The organism is Vibrio sp. 10N.261.51.F12 (genome assembly GCF_041471725.1).
In the GTDB taxonomy this organism is placed as follows: Bacteria; Pseudomonadota; Gammaproteobacteria; order Enterobacterales; family Vibrionaceae; genus Vibrio.
The window spans coordinates 22,305-43,901 of record NZ_JBFROV010000024.1 but is presented as its reverse complement, the minus strand read 5'-3'; the positions used below and the strand labels follow the sequence as shown (position 1 = coordinate 43,901).

The following is a 21,597-nucleotide window of genomic DNA, read 5'->3' as shown; positions in this document are numbered from 1 at the left end:
GAAACTATACAATACTGAATTTAAATTTATAAATCATCATAAGGCAAGGAAATAGACTGACTTAGTAATAGCCCATTTTCATCCTTTTGAGACAGTTTAGGTTTTAAATTATTTGGCCATTCAATCCCAATATCAGGGTCATTCCAGGCAATCGAGTGCTCTGCTAACGGGTTGTAGTAATCCGTACACTTATAAACAAACTGGGCCTCATCACTGGTCACATAAAATCCATGCGCGAACCCTTCCGGCACCCATAATTGACGCTTGTTATCCGCCGATAGATACACACCAACCCATTGCCCAAAGGTCGGCGAATCTTTACGAACATCCACTGCCACATCAAACACCTCACCAGACACAACACGCACTAGCTTGCCTTGCGTATTGTCAGTTTGATAATGCAAACCACGCAGAATGCCTTTGCTTGATTTAGAGTGATTATCTTGCACAAACGTCGTTGCTTTTCCTGTAACAAGCTCTTCAAATTTCTTTTGTTGCCACGTTTCCATAAAGAAACCACGCTCATCGCCAAAGACTTGAGGCTCAATAATTTTAACTTCTGGGATATTGGTATCGATAACTTTCATGATGACTTACACCTAGCAATACGCTTTTATATTTTTTAGAGCCTGACTCCAATCACTCGGTTCTACACCAAACACCGATCCAATTTTACTGCAGTCGAGGCGGGAATTTGTAGGACGTGGCGCTGGCAACGGATATTGGTCTGCGGTAATTTCATTCACTGTCGGAAGCGCGTTTAAAGCACCATGTTCACCGGCCGCAGTAAAGATCGCCTTCGCAAATTCATACCAGCTCACATGTGGCGAACCTGAGAAGTGATAAATACCAGAAATATCAGGTGTACCGCATTGAAACTCATCCATCATCGTTACTAATGCCGTCGCGATATCACCCGCATACGTTGGGCCACCAAATTGATCGCCAATAATGCCCAGTTCAGGACGCTCATGGCCTAATCTAAGCATCGTCTTCACAAAGTTATTGCCATGCTCACCAAACACCCAAGCGGTACGTAGAATCGCATAGCGTGAACATGTCTCCGCCACGGCTTGCTCGCCAGCCAGTTTACTTTGTCCGTAAACACTCGGTGGGTTCGTCAAATCACTCTCAACGTAGGGCTCTGACTTAGTACCATCAAACACATAATCTGTGGATATGTGCAGCAACGCCGCGCCACAATTTTCAGCAGCTTGTGCCAGATATAACGGACCATCGCGATTAATCGCATAACTGAGTTCGACTTCGCTTTCGGCTTTATCGACGGCAGTGTGGGCAGCAGCATTGATGATCACATCGGGTTTAACGGCTTGGACAACGGCGTTAACTTGCTCTGAACTCGTGATATCAAGCTCAGCTCGATCGTAGGCAACCACTTCAACATCCGTTCTTTGTGACAATTGTTCAACTAAACAATGCCCAACTTGACCATAAGCACCAGTAATTAAAGCCTTTTTCATCTTCACGGTCATTGTGACGCCTTCTTACGTTTCTCTTCAACCAAGCGAGCTAGATACTGGCCATATTCATTTTTCATCATTGGCGACGCAATGCTGATAACTTCATCATCACTTAGCCAACCATTACGCCAAGCGATTTCCTCAAGACAGGCTATTTTCAAGCCTTGAATATTTTCGATGGTCTGCACAAAAGACGAGGCTTCATGCAAGCTTTCATGGGTCCCCGTATCTAACCACGCAAAACCACGGCCTAGCAGTTCAACATTAAGAGAGCCATCTTCAAGATACATTTGATTTAATGTGGTAATTTCTAGCTCGCCACGCTCTGAAGGTTGAACCTGCTTTGCCCACTCCACGACACGGTTGTCATAAAAATACAATCCAGTCACGGCATAATCAGATTTAGGCTGTACCGGCTTTTCTTCAATCGAAATAGCTTTCATGTTGTCATCAAACTCAACGACACCAAATCGTTCCGGATCCTTCACTTGGTACCCAAACACACTGGCACCATACTCACGACTTGCCGCATTTTTTAGTGTTTTCGAGAACGATTGACCGTAATAAATATTGTCGCCTAGCACCAAACAAACCGAGTCATCGCCAATAAAATCTTCACCAATAATAAAAGCCTGCGCTAGACCATCAGGGCTTGGTTGGGTCTTATATTGCAAATTAATGCCATAATCCGAACCATCACCTAATAACCGTTGAAATCCAGCCTGGTCTTCAGGTGTGGTGATCACTAGAATATCGCGAATCCCCGCTAACATTAGCGTCGATATTGGATAATACACCATCGGTTTATCGTAGATAGGAAGTAGCTGCTTAGAGGTACCACGAGTCAAAGGATACAAACGAGTACCTGAGCCACCAGCGAGGACAATGCCTTTCATGGAAAATTCGATCCTTGGTTCTTGGTGCTAGGTCCTAGGTCCTAGGTCCTAGGTCCTAGGGACGAACCTTAATACATAGCACTTAAATGAGTGAAGTTAGTTTATTGTATTCCTAGGCGCTCGCCAGAATAAGAACCGTCTAGAACACGACTCCACCATTCACGGTTGTTCAAATACCATTGCACCGTTTTGCGGATGCCAGATTCGAATGTTTCTTCTGGCGTCCAACCAAGCTCACGCTCAATTTTAGAAGCATCAATCGCATAGCGCACATCGTGCCCAGGGCGGTCTGTCACATAGGTGATCAAATCTTGATATTTAACAATGCCTTCAGGTTTATTCGGAACCAACTCTTCCAGTAGCGCACAAATGGTTTTCACAACATCAATATTAGCTTTTTCATTATGGCCACCGATGTTGTAGGTCTCACCTATCACGCCTTCCGTCACTACCTTATAGAGCGCACGCGCATGATCTTCCACAAACAACCAATCACGGATTTGCATGCCATCACCGTAAACGGGTAATGGTTTACCTTCCAATGCATTTAAAATCATTAAAGGGATCAGTTTTTCAGGAAAATGGTATGGACCGTAATTATTGGAGCAGTTAGTCACCAGTACAGGGAAGCCGTATGTTCGTCCCCAAGCGCGAACTAAGTGATCGGAACCTGCTTTACTTGCCGAGTACGGACTGCTTGGTTCGTAAGACGTCTCTTCTGTAAATAAATCATCGGTACCTTCTAGGTCACCATAAACTTCATCTGTCGAGATGTGGTGGAATCGAAAGGCGGCTTGCTTCTCGCTAGCCAAGGTTTTCCAATATTGGCGAGAGACTTCCAACAAGTTAAACGTCCCAACCAAGTTAGTTTGAATGAACGCGGCTGGGCCATCAATAGAGCGGTCAACATGAGATTCTGCCGCCAAGTGCATGACAGCATCTGGTCGATGTGTTGTGAACACACGCTCTAATGCGGCGAAATCACAAATATCCACATGCTCGAAGTCATAACGATCATTTTCCTGACGCTGCGGTATCGATTCATTGTTACCGGCATAAGTAAGCGCATCTACATTCACGACATTGTCTGTTGTATTGTCAAGAATATGCCTAATTACCGCACTACCAATGAAGCCGGAGCCACCTGTTACCAATATTTTCATGACCCACCTTGCGCTTAACTTATATAGTTATTTAAACACGCTACCGCCCTTAGGTCACACCCCCAAAGGCAACTAATCCAGCTATGTTATAAACCGTACACTCTGTATTACCCAGCGCCAAAGTACTCGACAGCACTAGCACCTTCAAACTCAGAGAAAATAGTGGAAATTGTACCTGAGATAGCGGCCAAGCGCGAACCCTTCTCACGCTGACTAATGACAAGCTTAATCAAGCATCTAACTGGTAAGTTTAGTCGATGGAAGAATGCGAGTCACTTCCTTAATCAGTGCTTGCTTACTCCTCTCTTCACCATGAATCAAATGCAATTGCTTTAGCCCCATATCCAAACCTTTGACAAAGTTAACCAAATCACTCTGACCAGCGTGCGCAGAGTAGCCCGACATCGTATGGATACTCGCATTAACCGTTATTTCGCTTTCATCAATCAAGACCGTTGAAGCGCTTTGTTGTAATGATCTTCCCAACGTTCCCTTCGCCTGATAACCAGTAAATATGACGTCCGTTCTCGCGTCTGGTAACAGCGCTTGCAAGTAGTTCATCACTCGTCCGCCTTGGCACATACCCGATGCAGCAATGATAATGGCTGGCTCCCCGGTTGAGGCCAGTCGATTAACCAGTTTTAGGTGTGCTCGATGGTCATCAATAACTACGTGTTGTTTAAAATTAAGAGGGTGACGTCCCTGCGCATGCTTTCTTTTGGCTTCTTTGCTCCACAGTTTCCGATACTGTTTGTACGCGTTGGTAACTTTGGCAGCCATGGGAGAATCGATAATAATAGGCAGCTGTGCATTCAAGTTGTGAGAATGCAGCAAAGACTCAATATCAAACAGCAATTCTTGCGTACGACCGACACTAAAAGCAGGAATAATAATCACACCGCCGTTCTGCAAGCTTTTGTTAATCAAAGTAAGTAATCGCTCACTTCGAGTGGCAATGCTTTCATGGTCTTTGTCACCATAAGTACTTTCCAAAAACAGGTAGTCGGCTCGCTTGGGCGGTACTGGGTCCGGTAACAAAGGCGTATTACTTGGCCCCAAATCACCTGAAAATACCGCAATCTCATGGTTTGGGAGTTTGACCTCTACGTACGCACTCCCAAGAATATGGCCTGCTGGGTTAAAGCGAAGATAAGTGAAATACGCACGGTTTGGGGCTTTCACTGGTATCCATGTGCCATAACTCACTGGGTATAAGTGCTTACTAACAAGATCGAGAATGCGCGTTCTTTGATAGCGGTTTAGCCCTAATTGAAGTTTTAGGCCATCCTCTAGCATTAAAGGCACCAAGTGAGCCGTTGCTTGAGTGCAATAAATCGGACCACGAAACCCAGCGGCCAATAACCATGGCAGCCGCCCGATATGGTCAATGTGGGCGTGAGTAAGCACTAACGCTCTCACCTTTTTTATGCTGAACTCAATGTCTAAACGTTTTCCACCAGCGTCTTCACCTTGAAATAAACCACAATCAATCAGTATGGAATCTTGCCCTATCATCAGCTCATGACAAGAGCCCGTCACGGTGTTTTTTCCGCCATGGTGAACCACGTAAACATCGGGAGCTAACTGAATAGGTTTGTCTGTTTTTTGCATCGGTGTCCCTTTCATCGGCTTAACATTAGTTGGTACTTTCTCGCATATTCAAATCAACTCAATCCAAGGCACAACGCTATACGTACTCGATCGCAGTTCCTCATACTAAAATTCAACTTTCCCACGCAATGATCAAAGCTCCAACTGATCTCCACAACCTCATCCCTCCTACAACACAGCCATTCACCACACCCTCGTCATTCCTGCGCAGGGATAACAATAAAAAGAGAGGTGAGCGTTGATATAGAAATGAACATTGATATAAAAACGAGCATTGAGCTAGAAGTGGCGGCTGATATGCAAGCAACCAGCTTTAGATAGGTCACGGTCAGTACATAGATAGCTAAGCGATAAGCAATAAGCGATAAGTAAGAGTACCAACTAGCAAGGGTGAGTAAGACGACGGAAGTAATATGCAAAATCACTATAGCTAGACAACACGAAACAAACACGATAAATTAACAAAATAGCAACATCACATTATAACCACAATATTGCACTGATGACTTGCTTGTCACAGATGCTTTTAAGTTACTGCTATCAAGGAAGATTTATGGACTGCAGCTCTCTGACACTTTGGCTAGAATTGCCTGACACTCGCTTTGCACTCGCTTTGCCCTCGCTTGGGGACCAATACAAACGTTGGCCGCTTCAAAAAATCAATGGCAACACACCACCGCTGCAAAAGCTCAAGGGCAATATTCACTAGAGTTAAAAACCAAGAATAAAGTCATCAGTAAAGCTGTCGACGATTTAGAAGTCAGGCAAATTTTAGCAAACTGGCAGACGATACCTGAACACGAACAAAGCACATTAATCGGTCAGGACCTCGACTTGCATTGGTAACAAACAGCCTAACAACTCAAATAGAAATTGGGCACTTATCCGCCCTTTTCTGTAATGACCACATAAAGTCAGGCTTCACTTTAGCGTTCATCCGATGAAGCACGTTATCTTCCGCGTAACTGAGGTGCTTCCGTTCTTTTCGTATATCCCAAACTTATTAATAAGTTTTATTATGCGCACTCACACTTATTGATAGCCTTGTAAATTAGAGCTTCATTCCACTTTTAAAATCCGCATTTAATAAAATTATACTCCCTGCCGTATCCTTATAATGTTCATTATGAATAACCAAGTAACTTGATCAAAGATTAAAATAGACAGACCTCAAGGATAAGCGGTCGTCATCAATATTGGGAATGTAACTAATATGGGATTGTCACTCACACTTCGCTACGCTTCATTTCGCCATAAAAACAAAGGTGCTGGCCGCTTTGTTGAATTTATCGTCATAGCCTTGGCCCTCGCTGCCATTGCCATGCTATTGGTCACGGAAAATATCCAAATTATCCTAGCTTCGCTTTGCACACTTTTCTTTTGCTTAGGATCATTTTGGTTTTTTAAGAATGCAGATCAAATGCGACGAGCGATGCCAGACTAACGGCGCCTTTCAAGGTAGCCAAAACCACTTAAAAAACCAGACATTAACCCATCGGTGAACAATGCATGGTTAGGGGTAAATGACTAGGACGCGAATAAGGTCCTAGTCAATCATCAAGTCGCTGGCTTTTATCACCACTGACTCGACCGGTTTTTATCGCCTCAAACATCGTCTGAATAATTAGGCTGATATTGCCTTTCTTATCGGTTAAAAAGTAGCTATGCCCAGCAGGGAAATCAAAGCGATTATTAAAACCATCGCAGTCAAACTCGTACACCTTTTTCGGCAATAGCGATAAATTTTCTGGCCCTGTCATACCCAAACGGCGTGAGGCAGTGATATTTTTCAGGTTAGCCACTTTCGATGCCGACATCGCCAAGTCATCACTGGCATAAAATACGAGTACATTTTTGCTCGCATCGACAATGTGCCGACCAGGTTCCTCTTCTTGCAAGCAGTGGTTTTCCACATCCGCTGCGACCATAAATACATTTCTAAACAATTGTGGCATCCCCCCTAATCGCTCATCCTCTACCCATGACGCCATGGCGTTTTTTAATACGCGATTACCCATAGAGTGCGCCAATACATTCATGCGCTTCAAACAGGGAAACTGTTGCTGCACACTGCTTCGGCGCCACGCATCAAATTTATAAAATAAACGCGCAAAAGCAACACCTGAATGATCGGCCGCTTTTTGGTCATCCCAATAATCATCCACTATGGCAACGCCATGATCATCGTCACACGGCCAAATAATCGGCACGACCAAGACTAAGCCTTTTTTCTGCTTATCGAATACCGCTTGCAGTTCGGTTGCTCGCTCAAAAACTTCCGGCTCCATGTTGTTATTAAACCCATGTAAGTAAAATAATATCTGAGTCTCATTGGGTAGTGCCTTGAGCTTGGCAAACAAGGTTTCTGATAATACTTCCACATAGTCCCCGCTGCCGCGACGCTCACAAAAGTAGAGCCATTTAGAGATGTCGGTATTTTGATAATTAAAAGAAATGGCACGATTCTTTTTAGAACGTGCAGATTGATTGGGGATTCGATTGGTAATAAATAGCATAGGGTTCCTCTCACAATGGTATTCATCAAAGGTTAGTTAGGAAAACCGCTTTAACATGAGAGAACTCGCTAGCTGCGAGTGAAGAAGCATTTTGCTGTTACCACCGCATTTAAAGTTGCAGGGTTCTGCCTTATCGTCCCGCCGCCCCATAACAAAGTTGTACTTAAACAAGTACGTAATATATTGAAGTGTGTTTTAGCAAAAGAGAAGACCAGTATGATGTGTAATGAATTACTCAGAGGTACGCTCAAACCTTAAGAATGTTTGCGATTAAGTCATTAATGACTGCGATACCAACTGTACTAGAAAATCTATCTGAAAGTAGAAGTTAATTACGTGGGTGGGTCAGTTTTACTTCGGCGATAACGTCGATAAGTGGGTCAATTTTAAACTGGCGTTGACACTGGATTTAAATCGACATATGCCATACAGCTAAGCAACGCTTTTTCATCCAGCAAGGCTTGAGACTTAAAGCGCCCTTCCCAGAACCGGCCTTTACAGCCCTCTTCTTTATTGGTCTCACGTGCGACATACTCATTAAGATTACGCATAAACCAAGAGATATCGCTCAATCGGTCACGCCACTCATCTATGAGTTCGAGCGTTTTGCGCGTTTCAGCTTTGGACTTTAACTCGCCTTTGAGCCAGCGAGTAACTAGCATGGGTGCTTTATATAACGTAGTCCAACGCTGAGCCACCTCTTCATCACTCCAAGACTTTGCGGTAGCGGTATCGACATGCCGTACTAAATGGTAGCGTCAATTATATGGGTATCCAATTTATTCTCGTTTATTCTGCTCTTCTAATAAGGCTTAATAATGGTAACGACAGGAAATTATTGTTACTGCGTTATCATCGATTGCGTACACAAGCCGATTAGTGTCATCAATACGGCGAGACCAAAAACCAGATAAGTTCTCTTTTAACGGCTCTGGTTTACCAATACCCTCAAATGGAGAGCGCTTAACATCATTGATGAGTGTATTGATGCGCTTAAGCGTTTTCTTGTCTTGCGTTTGCCAATACAGGTCATCATCCCAAGCGTCGTCAGTCCACGACAGTATACGCTGCCTACTACTCATCAATTAACCCTCGTGCTGTTGTTGCACCTGCACGGTACTGTTCTATCGAGCGGTTTAGATGCTCAGCGTTTTTAGGAGAGCGTAGTAAGTGCACAGTCTCCATAAGGCTATTGTAGTAGTCTAAAGACATCACCACTGCATCTTCAGAGTCACGACGTGTAATAACTGTTGTATCAGCATCGTTAACGACACCGTCTAAAACGGCTTTGAGACCATTTCTAGCTTCAGTAAAAGATACGATTCTCATAAGAACCTCCACATGTACATTTAATGGAACAAGTGTAGTCTTTATCACTCTACTTGTACAGTGAGTTGAACATACGATTTTTTTGGAAAATTGGGAAATCTATGGCTGTCCTGTATTTTTTTTTCTCTCAATCAACTTTGAAAAACAGAATGTCGCTTAACCGAGTGTCCAGTGTTGCAGGGGCAGAGCAAGCATGACTAAATATCGAGGGAAGGATAGCAAGTTTGGTGATAGAAGCTAAAGTAAAAGCCACAAACAAAAAAGGCAACCTGATGAGAGGCTGCCTTTGGGTTTTATGATGCTTTCGCTAGTTTTATAACACTAGGTTAATAACGCTATGTTTATAACACTAGGCTTTTTGCACTATCACACTATCATCAAAGTCGATCACATTATCTTGTCGCTCAACTTGCCTTGATACCCAAACTTTATCGCTAATGCCATCTGACGGGGCAAAACCCGTGGGGGCATCTAACAATAATTGGCGAATTAGCTCGTGGTTCATATCATGGCAAGCGTTGTCTAGGCGCTCTAACAGGCAATCATACTCAGCAAGCGGTAAGCGCACCTCTTTTGCAGTCATAATCCGTGTGTGCGCGGTTTGGCTAACGTTGTCGCCAATCAGCAACTCTTCATACAGTTTTTCACCAGGCCTTAACCCTGTGTACTGAATCTCTATGTCGCCGTCCGGGTTAGCCTCATCTTTCACTTCCATCCCCGACAGGCTAACTAGGTTTTTCGCTAAATCGGTAATTTTAACTGACTCACCCATATCAAGCACAAACACGTCGCCACCTTTCCCCATGGCACCGGCTTGTATCACTAACTGCGCCGCTTCAGGGATGGTCATAAAGAAGCGGGTAATATCTGCGTGAGTCACCGTGAGCGGGCCACCGTTGGCGATTTGCTTTTTAAACAAAGGAATCACTGAGCCAGATGAACCCAGTACATTACCAAAGCGCACCATACAAAAACGGGTACCGTTTTCTTTTTTCGCTTCTTCTTCCGCCAAGGCTTGCAGGCCAAGTTCCGCCATGCGTTTCGTTGTGCCCATCACATTGGTTGGACGCACGGCTTTGTCGGTTGAAATGAGCACGAATGATTTCACATTAGCGGCAATCGCTGCTTTTGCGGTGTTGTACGTGCCGTAGATGTTATTACGCACGCCTTCTATCACATTGTATTCGACCAACGGGACATGCTTGTACGCTGCGGCATGATAAACCGTGTCGACTTTAAAGGCTTCTAGTGAGGTTTGCAGGCGATGAAAACGTTGAACCGAGCCCAATAATGGAATAATCGCCACGCCGAGATCTTCACTGTCGTTAATTTGCGTGAGCTCACGATCGATTTGATACAAGCAAAATTCAGACAGCTCAAACAAAATAAGCGACTTCGGTTTTTGCAATAAAATCTGTCGACAAAGTTCAGACCCAATCGAGCCCCCTGCGCCAGTGACCATTACCACCTGATCACGAATATTTTGCTCCATTAACACCGACTGAGGCGCAACGGCGTCTCGCCCTAGCAAGTCTTCAATCGGCACGTCTTTTAGCTCATCAATGGTCGCTTTACCCGACACGATGTCTAACATGTCTGGCACGGTTAATACTTCTGCTGGTAACGGCGCCAACTTTTCAATAATAACCTTACGACGTGCGCGCGACGCACTAGGTACCGCCAGCAATATCTGTTGCACTTCGTGTTTTAAGATTAAGCGGTGCGCATCATCCATAGGGATTACGGGCAAGCCTAGTATGACGGTATTGGTGAGGGTTCTGTCGTCATCAATGAACGCGCGCACTCGGTATTGCTCGGAGCTTCTTAGCGCCAGCGCTAACTGCCTACCGCCAGAGCCTGCACCGTAAATCACCACTTCTTTGCTGCTGCGGGTATTTCTGGTGGCAAACAGTGAACGCACCATAAGCCGTGGCGCACCGCAAAAGAGTGCTAAGAATGCGCCGTAGATAATAGGGACGGTTCTTGGGACTTGTTCTTGGAAATAGAACGCAAGCACCGCTAGCACTATAGCTGACAAGGTTGCGCCTAATGTCACCACAAAGAGGGCATGAAAGGTAAGATAACGCAGCACCGCTCTGTATAAACCCAGTTTAGTGAAAATAATGATCGTCGATACAATAACCAGTACAGATATTAGGTCATAGTCGGTATTTTCGAGGTAACTGAATTCGCCTAATCGTGTCCACATTGCTAGGTGCAAGGATATAAAGATTAATACGGCATCAATGAAAACACTGATCAGTCGTTTCTGCCCGCGCGATAGTTGCCATATAAAATGGATATGCTGCATAAGTTTTCTCTTCGCCAACGAATGTTTATTTTATAATAATGAGCATCGTCAGCCGCGATTGGTTAACGATGGGATTATAGAGTAGAAAGTACCAGAAAGGTACAGCGGCTCTGATGTTAAGCCGACATCAGAGCCGATATAAAAAACTGCTCACGCTATTGTTAACGCTGTGCTTGTTGTAAGACGCTCTTAATGGCGTGACACATTTTTTCTACTTCTTGCGACGTTAACGTCGGGTGAACTAAAAACATTAAACTGGTTTCTCCTAGCGCCACTGCATTAGCTAAACGCTGCTTTGGTCGCCACGGCGTGCCATCAAAGGCTTTTTCTAAATACACTTCTGAGCAGCTACCTTGAAAAGCCGGTACGCCTAGTTCCACAATAGCATCCACAATTTTGTCGCGTGTCCAGTCCTCTGCAAGCTGTTGCGGCTCAACGAACAGGTAATGCTTATATTCCGCATGCTCACTGTACTCCGGCACCTGAACGCGACGTACCACTTGTAAATCAGCCACCGCATCATCAATTGCTTTGCCATTCGCTTGGCGCGATGCTGTCCATTCAGCCATACGAGTAAGCTGTATGCGACCAATCACGGCTTGCATTTCGGTCATGCGCCAGTTGGTGCCAAAGCTTTCATGTAGCCAACGAAAACCCGGTTCGTGTTCACGGTTATAAATAGCGTCATAGCTCTTGCCATGATCTTTGTAAGACCACATAAACGACCATAAGTCTTTATCATTGGTGGTGACCATGCCACCTTCACCACCTGTAGTCATGATCTTATCTTGGCAGAAAGACCACGCACCAATGTGTCCGATAGACCCGACACTGCGGCCCTTGTACTTTGCGCCATGTGCTTGGGCGCAATCTTCGATCACGTAGAAACCGTACTGTTCAGACAGCGCCATAATGGCATCCATCTCTGCTGGCATTCCTGCAAGGTGAACCACGATTACCGCTTTGGTTTTTGGCGTTAACACCGCTTCAATGGTTTCTGCGGTAATGACCTGGCTATTTAAATCCACATCCGCAAACACAGGGCTTGCACCCGAGGTGACAATGGACGAAGCAGACGCTAGGAAAGTACGTGATGTAGTGATCACTTCATCACCCACACCAACACCTAGCGCTTTAAGCGCGACATCTAACGCAAGTGTGCCATTACCTAATGCAATGGCATATTCACAGCCTGCCCAAGCCGCGAATTCTTTTTCGAACTCACGACCTTCTTGGCCGGTCCAATAGTTTACTTTATTTGAAAGTACAACCTTACTTACGGCGTCCGCTTCTTCTTGAGTAAAGCTAGGCCATGGAGAAAAATTTGTATTTAGCATGAATATTCCAAAGAGAATAAGTTCTGGGTTTGGATCCAGAAAGACAATTTATGACTATTTATGTAACGGTTTTGCGGGAGTACCCACAACCATTTGATTATCAGGTATATCGTTTATTACTGTACCGCCAGCCCCCACAACAACGTGAACGCCAATATTAATCAGCTGTTTTACCTGGCTACCAATACCAATCCAACTGCATTGCCCTATTGAAACTGCACCAGCTAAGTTAGCTCCAGGGCTAATATGTACCGCGTCTCTAAGAACACAGTCGTGGTCAATGGATGAGTTAGTGTTAATAATGCAAGCATTCCCAATAGATGCAAACGGGTTTATTGAGGCGTTAGCCATTACCACAACGCCCTTTCCTAGCTTAGCAAGCTCGCTTACTGCAGCTGAAGGGTGAATTAAGTTTACTAGCTGCGCTCCTAATGCGCTTAGCTGAGCAAACTTTTCAAGGCGAATGGCATTGTTGCCTATAGCTATCGCAACACCATCATAGTCACCTAATTGTCTTATCAGCGATTCGGTATTACCGACAACTTGCCAATGCTCGAGTTGAGCAATATTTGGCCATGCATCATCAAAAAAATGGATATGGTGAAATCCATTTAATACTGCAAGCTCTGCAATTACCTTACCGTGACCGCTGGAGCCTAAGATGGCTATATTAGTCATTAGGTTTACTCGGCTCTGGCGTACCTTTGAATGGCTCTATGGTTACATGCCCGTCCGCTGAAATGTCTGCTTTAAATAATACTTTTTTTACCGTTAAAAGCAGTATTTTCATATCAAGCCAAAGGGATTGGTTTTCTACATACCAAGCATCGTATTCAAACTTTTGCTCCCAGCTAATGGCGTTACGTCCATTCACCTGAGCCCAGCCAGTAATACCAGGGCGAACATGGTGGCGAGTAGCTTGGCGTTTGTTATATAAAGGTAGATATTGCATTAACAGGGGACGAGGTCCTACTAGGCTCATATCCCCTTTCAGTACTGACAGTAACCCCGGAAGCTCATCCAAACTTGTTGCACGAAGTTTTTGACCAAATGGCGTTAAGCGGTCTTCATCGGGGAGTGAATTACCGTTGCTATCCACTCCATCTTTCATACTGCGGAATTTAAGCATGTTAAATGGCTTTCCATTTAGACCTGGTCTCTGCTGCTTAAACAATACTGGGCTACCTAGTTTCTTTTTTATCTGCCAAGCGGTAATAAGCATAATTGGCGATAATAAGATAAGGGCTAGTAGTGAGGCGGAAAAATCGATTAAGCGTTTCATTACAGCATATCCATTGTTGCTAGCATTTTATGGTTAACGTTATGTACATCAAACTTCTGCTCTGCCATCTGTCTTGATTTAGCGCCCATTTTTATTATTAGTTCTTTATTTTCAACAAACTCAACCATACATTTATAAATGGCATCGCTATTTTGTACAGGGACTAAATAGCCATTCTCTCCATCTTTAACGGTTTCTCTACAACCTGGTGCATCAGTGGTTATAATTGGTCTGCCCATTGCCATTGCTTCTAGAACAGTTCGTGGTGTCCCCTCACGATAAGAAGGCAATACATAGACATTACATTGCTCGATAGCAGGCTTCACATCGCATTTTCTGCCCAAAAAATCGATATAGCCACCATCAACCCACTCATCAAGCTCAGTCTGCTTGATAGCATCTGGATTATCATCAATCCAACCCACTAAGCGACAGGTTGCCTGTGGGTGAGATAGCTTTAACTGTTTGGCAGCTTGTGCATATTCCCGAACGCCTTTATCGCCAAGTAAACGTGCTATCAGTAAAAAATCACAAGTATCACTGAACGGAGCAGTACTAAAACTGCACACATCAACTCCTGAACCATTCACGACTGTTGGGTTAAGTGTTTTTGGACTCAAACCGAGCTTTTTAAACAGCGCTTTATCATCACTATTTTGGAAAAACACTTGTTTATTCGTACTTAATGCCACTTTATACATGCCATGTAGAACCTTCTGAATAATTTTACGTTTACCAGTAGCCTCACCAGTAAAGGCATATCCGAGACCCGTAATTAACGAATATATTGAGGGTACGTTAGCCAGTTTGGCAGCGATGGATCCGTAAATTACCGGTTTGATAGTATAAGAAAGCACCTTTTCTGGTTTGATTTTGTTAAGCAATGTTGCAATAGAAAAAAGGGAGGCTAAATCTTTTAAAGGGTTTAGCCCAGTTCGCTGTAACTCAATTTGATGTACAACCACAGATTCTACTTCTAGGCCATTAAGTAACTCAAGTTCCATGTGAGGAGCTATTACATGGACTTCATAGCCTTCCTTTTGGATTGCTGTAATTAATGCCCCCCTGAATGAGAGAATGGAACCTGGGAAGCTAGCAATTAATACAAATTTCTTATTTTTCATTAGAATTAATTTTCTCTCTTGCTGCTATATAGCTTAGTAATAAATAAACCAACATAGGCGTGAACATCCATTTTTGTCTAACTGATATTCCTAAATTAGCGGTAGTCATAGAGAGGATCAACCACGCTAACAACACATAAAACCACATAAAATGACGGTTACCTTCTAATACGATATTACGCACCACACTGCGGCTCTTAAAACCCAAATAAGCTAAATAAAGTAAAAAAACGTTGTCTAAAGATGCCAAAAGTTGGGTAATGCTTCGGGCTTCTATTGGCAATGGTCGAAACAAGTAAGTAAACATTTGCAATGGCAATGGCATAGAAGCAATGTCCACTGCACCACCTCCATGTAAATTAGCTTGTGCTCTACCTTTAACATATTCACCTAAATTGGATGCATCCTCGTTTACCCCTGCATAATTAAGCGCAAACGGTATCAAGATTGCAGCAACACCAAGTCCTAACCCACCGATAGTCAAGCGTGTAAGTAATGGAATTTCTTTTTGTAAAACAGAAGATAAAACGATAGCAATAATGAACATTCCTGCCATATGTGGCCTTACAAACAGCATTAATAGTATCGCTATTATCATCAAATGTATTCGTTTAGAAAAATATATAGCTGAGTATAAAGCCAAAGCCATAGCTAAAAACGAGATAGCATCTTTTCCAACCCCTGCGCTCCAAAAGCTTAATGATGGCAAAAATAGAAATACTAATGCTATTCGCCTAGAAAACGATTTTTTCGATGTTATAGAATACAAAGAACCTGCAACATAAATTAACCCTATCGCTCCCATAAGATTAAATAAAATCCATATACCTAAATTAGATATGCCGATGTCTTGAAGCAAACGGCACAATTGAACTAGACCGACGGTGCCGAGAGCAAATCCTCTGCCATCAAACACTCCACCTTTAATGAGATAATGACCAACATCTCCTCCATAATTGCTTACAAAACCAAAGTACACAACACTAAACAGTGAATGATATAGGTATAATATCGTCCCAAGTTTTGTGCCTACAAGGACTTGCTTGGATATATTAAAGATCAACCAGAAGGATAATAAAAATAGTGCAAACGCTATGTATACATCATAATGGGTATTAATTAAGGTAAGTTCCAACTAAACAACCTCGCTTTCCAACCATTGTTGAAACATCAACACACACCATAGCTCTTGGGTAAACGTAGAGTTACCAGACAAATGCTGATGCCAAGTTTTAGTTACAAGCTTCTCGTTAAAATAGCCTTCACGCTGTAAGCGAATTGGATTAAGTAACTCTTCGGCCCAATCTTTTAAAGGGCCTCTTAACCAATTATCAAGGGGGATCCCAAAGCCCATTTTAGGGCGTTCGATTAATTCTTTAGGTACATATTTATACAACAACTCACGCAATGGCCACTTGGTAATTCCATCTTTTAACTTGATATTTAAGGGTAGACTCCATGCGAATTCGACTACAGAGTGATCTAACATGGGCACCCTGGTTTCTAATGATACAGCCATAGCGGCTCTGTCTACTTTAGTCAAAATATCATCCGGCATGTAAGTCATCATATCTAATGCCATCATCTTATGTGTCGTGCCTAAATTTGAACTTAAGTTATTACTTGTAATAATCGTGTCTGGTTCTTGCCCCCCTAACACAACATCCGATGGAGACTTCCACTGCGAAACAAGCCCTAAGTAAAGGCTCATATCATCTTTGGCTCCAATTACATTTGCAGCTTTATGTAACTTATCACCTAGTAAGCGCATTTTCCTGTGACTGGGTAAAATAGCATTTAGCTTATCAAGTTGCCTAGGGCTGTAACAATGAAGAGCAGCACTTAACCCTCGTCTTAAACTGTAAGGTAACTTTGATACTTTCGGCCACACGTTACTACTGAGTTGATGCCTGTTATAACCCGCAAAAAGCTCATCACCGCCATCACCAGATAAAGCTACAGTAACCTTCGACTTTGCAAGTTTTGAGACTAAAAAGGTAGGTATTTGCGACGAATCAGCAAAAGGTTCATCATAGTAATGATGCAAATCAGGGATAACGTCCATAGCATCTTTAGGAGTAACATATAGTTCTGTATGCTCTGTACCTAAATGATTAGCAACAACTTTAGCATGCTCAGCTTCGTTATAATCTTTACTCTCAAAACCCATGGTGAAGGTTTTAACTTTAGAATTGGTATTAGCCTGCATCAAAGCAACGATACTAGTCGAATCTATACCACCCGATAAAAAAGCACCTAAAGGTACATCCGCCAATACTTGACGTGTGATGGCTTTAGTTAACACTTTATCGAGTTGCTCAACAGCTTCCTGAGGGCTTCCTTCAAATCGGTTACGTGCATTATTATTGATAACGTTCGTTGCCGACCAATAAACGTCCTCTACAATATTTAACGATGAATCTATACAAACAAATGAACCCGGCATTAATTTAAACGTATCTTTGTATATTGAATATGGGGCAGGAATACAATTATGCCTCATATATAAAGCTAATACATTACGATCAATATCGCTCTTGAAATTAGGGTGTTGCTTGAGTGCTTTTAACTCCGAACCAAAAATAAGCGTATCATTATGTACTGCATAGTATAAGGGCTTTTCCCCAAGCCTATCTCTGGCCAGAGACAATTTGTTAGTCTGCTTGTCCCAAAGAGCGATAGCAAACATACCCGTTAACTTTTCTAATGTTTGCTTAAAACCCCAAGAATCAATACAAGCAAGAATAGTTTCTGTATCAGAGTGCCCGCGCCATTGTGTACCAGGTAATTCTGCACGTAAGTCAAGGTGGTTATATACTTCACCGTTAAATACCATGACATAACGTTCAGAGTTAGACATCATGGGTTGATGACCAGCGGGAGATAAGTCTTGGATAGCTAAACGTCTATGCCCTAACGCAATACCAATATTAGAATCCGACCAAATACCATCACTATCTGGGCCTCTGTTATATAATATATTGTTCATATTAATAATAGTAGCATCTAGAAAATCAATCTTAGTTGATGAGTAGGAAATAAAACCCGTAAAACCACACATAATTACTTCCTCTGAATTGTTGAGCGAAACATCTCGATTAATTTCGGGGCTTGTTCCTGCAATGAATAATGCTCTACTACAGCCTTGCGACCATAATCCCCCATACTCTTTCGCATATTGCTATCGTTTATTAAATCTATTAAATGTTGGTAAAACTCTTCGTTATTTGCAGCTAAGCGTCCACATTTGTTGTTGTTAACAATATTGGTATTTACCCCTATTGGGGATGCAATTACTGGCACCCCACATGCCATGTATTGAATAAGCTTATAACCACATTTCCCTTTCTCCCAAGGGCCATCAACAAGCGGCATCAAGCCGATATCAAAAGACTGGATATAGCTAGCCTCTAACTCTTCTGACCATGGTAGGATCTCTGCATCCAAGTTACCGAACACATTATGAATATCCGCACTAGCCCCTACCAACGAAATTTTTATACTATGTTTAGCTGCTAGCTCAAGAAAAACAGGAGCTAACTGAACAATATACTTCTGCGTTGATGGTGAGCCTATCCAACCGATATTAATGGTAGAATTATCAACAATATCGATGGGTTGGTAGCGATGATAGTCAACAACTGTGGGAATATACACCACATCGTTTGCACCCGAATTTCGAGCACGGCTCATAAGGTATTCATTGCCACATACAACTAAAGATGCATGTTTCATAGCTACATCTATTTTTCTACTGAGAGTATTTTTAATAACAGGGTTATTAGACAAATCGTAATTGTGGAATATAGCATCATCGTAATCGACTATATACTTAACATTGAACAGCTTTAAAATACGTTCAAAAACAGCAGGGAAGTAAGGAAAAATCTCATATTCAACCCATATAACATCGTACTTATAACTGCTTAATAATGCTTTAAATCTGTATAAGAACAGTTTTATTAACTTTAGCTTTGATTGTTGTTTTTTTGCATACAAGCAGGTGAGGTAATCATCATCAAATAGCGCCTGAATATCTATACTGAAACCTTCAGCCTCTAAATAAGAGATATACTGCATAGTTCGTAAACGAGAGCTAGCACCTTTACGAGTGTACTTAGAAAGTAATAATATTTTTTTCATTTTATAAACTGTATCGCTGCTGCGTATTGCTCTACCGTGTTTTCCAAAGAAAAATGTTTAACGCCAATAGTAGCAATATAATCCTCGTCAGGCTTTGCTTTAAAGCAGTGCGTAAACCACTCAGCAGCTTTTTTCAATTGGAGTTCACTATTTTCCCGTAGTAAAAATCCAGCTTTATCAGTGATCATTTTTGTATCGCCCACACCTTCAGTTGCAATAACTGGCAGGCCACACATTAGGTACTCACCAAGTTTAATTGGGGCTACGCCTTGCATAGAAAATCTTGGCTCTCGGATTGCTAGCCCAATATCACTGGCACTTAAATACTTTGGGATTTCAGAGGGATTTAAGGCTTTATAAATAACAGATTTATCGGATTTAGCTATATCTTTAAAAGCTGAAAACTCAGAAGATAAGATTAGCAACTTAGTATCGGGCAGCATTATTTTTATTTTATTGTAAAAAGAGAACATTTGCTGCATACAGTACTGTGGGCCTAGTGAGCCAGCATAAACAATTATCGGTGCTGAGTCGGAAATATTTAAGGCTTTCCTTATAGCATTGCGATTATCATGACCAAGCGGTTTAAATACCTCTTTGGACCGGCCATTGCTTACTTCAAAATACTTATCTACTGAAACCCCTGCACCAGCTCTATGCCTAAGTATATTACTAGCAACAGAAGAACGTGTAATGACAGCATCGGCCCTAACAATCGCTTGCTGCTCTATATCACGCATGACTCTATGAACTATCGAAGTAGGGTTAGAGCCTGCAAAATCGACCCTTTCATCAAGCGGTAAACCATCTGCATCAAATAACAGTTTAAACTCAGTTTTTTTTGTCGCTAACATACTAGCTAAAGCAGGTAATGTGCTTCTTGGCATGACTATATCTATATTATACTGCTTTACCATATCGGCTATATGCTTTTTGCCATGCCATGCACTGATTAGTGAACCCAATGCAGCCGAAGGCTTCCTAAGTACTTTCACAGGGTTATAATTAATGTCTGACTTAGCACAGATAGCAGCATTGCTTTGGATTTTATCTTGATTATCCCAAGTAAATTGAAGTACAGAAACACTGAATCCCATCTCAACCAATCCTTTGAATATCGGCAAGAATAGGCTTGATAAATAATTTGTTTGTGGACCATCCCAAGTGACGAAAAGAATATTCAATTAATTATTACCCCTGAGTAAATCCGTATAAAAAGCATCCACAGCATTACAATAAGACTCTTCGCTAAATAATTTCGAAGCCCGTAAATAGCCGCTTTCCCTCAAATTATCCCTTAATACTGGGGATTTTATAACCGTTAATATTTTATTGTAAAAATCTACCTCATCTCCAGATTTTGCTAATAAGCCAGATACACCATCTTCAACTACAAAGGGGATACCACCAACATTTGATGCAACAATAGGTAGATTAGCAAACATAGCTTCAGCCAAGACTAATCCAAATGACTCTCTTCTAGATGGAAGACAAAACAAATCCATTGCTGCATAAAACTGGTCTGTAGTAGGTTGGTAGCCCACAAAAGTGATACACTTCAATAAAATCAGATCATTAGATAATGCCTCCAGTAATGCTCTATCTTCACCATCTCCTACTATTAATAAATGAACTTTCTTACCTTCTCTGACAAGTTTCTCAACTACCTTGATGAGTAAGCTAACTTGCTTTACGTCATCCTCTAATCGTCCAACAAAACCGATAACAAAAGTATCATCAGAAATACATAATCTCTCTCTAGTTTGCTCTCTGTTCGTAGGCATTATACGCCCATTAGCAACGCCATTTATAATGGTGACAATTTTTTTTGGATCTATCTTTAACTTAGATTTTAGGTAGTCAGAAACAAAAGGTGAGACACCAACAGCTTTATCCGCCAAACTAAAGAAAAACCTCACCAATAAATGCCCACGCCATCGCCTATTTTCGGGGTCTGAGGTCTCTTCTGCTATGATGATTTTAGCCCTAGTTAATGTCCCTGCTACAGTAGCAAGTGCATTCCCCTCAAAAACAGCACCGTGCACTATATCAGGTTTGAAGTTTTTAATTACACGTATAACCTCTATATACTTTCCAATATCAAATATATTTTTCATTAGACCAATACAAATAACTTTATTACCGTTCTCCCTAAACTCACCTGCCAATTCTCCAATCTCATCCGTACACAAGAATACTTGCTCATATTTATTTTCATCCAAATACTTAGCTAAAAGTAAACGTCTTTGCTCAACACCACCAGAGCCAATTCTCACTAAACAGTGTAATACTTTTATTTTTCTCACATATACCTACAGATCTAATTTTAAATCAGAAGAAATAACACTTAAACATTTAAATTCAAACAATAAAAACATGTACCTTCACAGCCCAAAAAACATAA

Annotated in this window: 21 protein-coding genes; 2 read left to right on the top strand and 19 right to left on the bottom strand. The window is 42.2% G+C overall.

The features are described 5' to 3' along the window. Positions 1-26: 26 nt before the first annotated feature. From rfbC to AB4405_RS15165, 5 genes are all read right to left on the bottom strand, one after another. Positions 27-587, bottom strand: coding sequence for a dTDP-4-dehydrorhamnose 3,5-epimerase (gene rfbC, locus AB4405_RS15185; RefSeq protein WP_372061632.1), 561 nt, complete (start codon positions 585-587; stop codon positions 27-29). Positions 588-599: 12 nt separating this feature from the next. Next, a complete protein-coding gene (gene rfbD, locus AB4405_RS15180; protein WP_372061631.1) occupies positions 600-1,481 on the bottom strand; it encodes a dTDP-4-dehydrorhamnose reductase in 882 nt (293 codons plus the stop codon). 8 nt (positions 1,482-1,489) lie between these two features. Further along, positions 1,490-2,377: a glucose-1-phosphate thymidylyltransferase RfbA gene (gene rfbA, locus AB4405_RS15175; RefSeq protein WP_372061629.1), complete on the bottom strand. Its 888-nt coding sequence runs from the start codon at positions 2,375-2,377 to the stop codon at positions 1,490-1,492. A gap of 101 nt (positions 2,378-2,478) precedes the next feature. Further along, the gene (gene rfbB, locus AB4405_RS15170; protein WP_372061628.1) at positions 2,479-3,540 is read right to left on the bottom strand and encodes a dTDP-glucose 4,6-dehydratase; all 1,062 of its coding nucleotides are present in this window, start codon (positions 3,538-3,540) and stop codon (positions 2,479-2,481) included. 237 nt (positions 3,541-3,777) lie between these two features. Beyond that, positions 3,778-5,151 (bottom strand): MBL fold metallo-hydrolase, encoded by a 1,374-nt coding sequence (locus tag AB4405_RS15165; RefSeq protein WP_372061626.1) that lies wholly within the window; start codon positions 5,149-5,151, stop codon positions 3,778-3,780. A gap of 553 nt (positions 5,152-5,704) precedes the next feature. Here AB4405_RS15165 and AB4405_RS15160 point away from each other — a divergent pair. After that, positions 5,705-5,860 (top strand): hypothetical protein, encoded by a 156-nt coding sequence (locus tag AB4405_RS15160; protein WP_372061625.1) that lies wholly within the window; start codon positions 5,705-5,707, stop codon positions 5,858-5,860. 504 nt (positions 5,861-6,364) lie between these two features. Then, complete coding sequence (locus AB4405_RS15155; protein ID WP_102467747.1) at positions 6,365-6,595, top strand: hypothetical protein; 231 nt, start codon at positions 6,365-6,367, stop codon at positions 6,593-6,595. Positions 6,596-6,701: 106 nt separating this feature from the next. On the opposite strand, the gene AB4405_RS15150 is transcribed toward AB4405_RS15155, so the two are convergent. The 14 genes from AB4405_RS15150 to AB4405_RS15085 form a co-directional block, all read right to left on the bottom strand. Further along, a complete protein-coding gene (locus AB4405_RS15150; RefSeq protein WP_372061623.1) occupies positions 6,702-7,667 on the bottom strand; it encodes an alpha/beta hydrolase in 966 nt (321 codons plus the stop codon). Positions 7,668-8,053: 386 nt separating this feature from the next. After that, a complete protein-coding gene (locus tag AB4405_RS15145) occupies positions 8,054-8,365 on the bottom strand; it encodes a hypothetical protein (RefSeq protein WP_372061622.1) in 312 nt (103 codons plus the stop codon). Between the two features lie 114 nt (positions 8,366-8,479). Next, entirely contained in the window at positions 8,480-8,749 is a 270-nt protein-coding gene (locus AB4405_RS15140; RefSeq protein WP_372061621.1) for a Txe/YoeB family addiction module toxin, read from the bottom strand. Next, a complete protein-coding gene (locus tag AB4405_RS15135) occupies positions 8,742-8,996 on the bottom strand; it encodes a type II toxin-antitoxin system Phd/YefM family antitoxin (RefSeq protein WP_372061620.1) in 255 nt (84 codons plus the stop codon). The genes AB4405_RS15140 and AB4405_RS15135 overlap by 8 nt, the downstream gene beginning before the upstream one ends. Before the next feature lie 349 nt (positions 8,997-9,345). Further along, a complete protein-coding gene (locus tag AB4405_RS15130; protein WP_372061618.1) occupies positions 9,346-11,307 on the bottom strand; it encodes a polysaccharide biosynthesis protein in 1,962 nt (653 codons plus the stop codon). 161 nt (positions 11,308-11,468) lie between these two features. Further along, a complete protein-coding gene (locus tag AB4405_RS15125) occupies positions 11,469-12,644 on the bottom strand; it encodes a DegT/DnrJ/EryC1/StrS family aminotransferase (RefSeq protein ID WP_372061617.1) in 1,176 nt (391 codons plus the stop codon). Between the two features lie 54 nt (positions 12,645-12,698). Further along, a complete protein-coding gene (locus AB4405_RS15120) occupies positions 12,699-13,322 on the bottom strand; it encodes an acetyltransferase (RefSeq protein ID WP_372061616.1) in 624 nt (207 codons plus the stop codon). Then, positions 13,315-13,926 (bottom strand): sugar transferase, encoded by a 612-nt coding sequence (locus AB4405_RS15115; protein ID WP_372061615.1) that lies wholly within the window; start codon positions 13,924-13,926, stop codon positions 13,315-13,317. The genes AB4405_RS15120 and AB4405_RS15115 overlap by 8 nt, the downstream gene beginning before the upstream one ends. Next, positions 13,926-15,050, bottom strand: coding sequence for a glycosyltransferase family 4 protein (locus AB4405_RS15110; protein WP_372061613.1), 1,125 nt, complete (start codon positions 15,048-15,050; stop codon positions 13,926-13,928). Before AB4405_RS15110 ends, AB4405_RS15115 begins: the two co-directional genes overlap by 1 nt. Next, positions 15,040-16,185, bottom strand: a complete 1,146-nt coding sequence (locus AB4405_RS15105) for a hypothetical protein (RefSeq protein ID WP_372061612.1) — start codon at positions 16,183-16,185, stop codon at positions 15,040-15,042. The genes AB4405_RS15110 and AB4405_RS15105 overlap by 11 nt, the downstream gene beginning before the upstream one ends. After that, positions 16,186-18,111, bottom strand: a complete 1,926-nt coding sequence (gene asnB, locus AB4405_RS15100; RefSeq protein WP_372061610.1) for an asparagine synthase (glutamine-hydrolyzing) — start codon at positions 18,109-18,111, stop codon at positions 16,186-16,188. It lies immediately after the preceding gene. A gap of 2 nt (positions 18,112-18,113) precedes the next feature. Further along, positions 18,114-19,193, bottom strand: a complete 1,080-nt coding sequence (locus AB4405_RS15095; RefSeq protein ID WP_372061609.1) for a glycosyltransferase family 4 protein — start codon at positions 19,191-19,193, stop codon at positions 18,114-18,116. Then, positions 19,190-20,377 carry a glycosyltransferase gene (locus AB4405_RS15090; RefSeq protein ID WP_372061608.1) on the bottom strand — a complete coding sequence of 396 codons (1,188 nt, stop codon included), beginning with the start codon at positions 20,375-20,377 and terminating at the stop codon, positions 19,190-19,192. The genes AB4405_RS15095 and AB4405_RS15090 overlap by 4 nt, the downstream gene beginning before the upstream one ends. Next, positions 20,378-21,499: a glycosyltransferase gene (locus AB4405_RS15085; RefSeq protein ID WP_372061607.1), complete on the bottom strand. Its 1,122-nt coding sequence runs from the start codon at positions 21,497-21,499 to the stop codon at positions 20,378-20,380. It lies immediately after the preceding gene. Positions 21,500-21,597 lie beyond the last annotated feature (98 nt).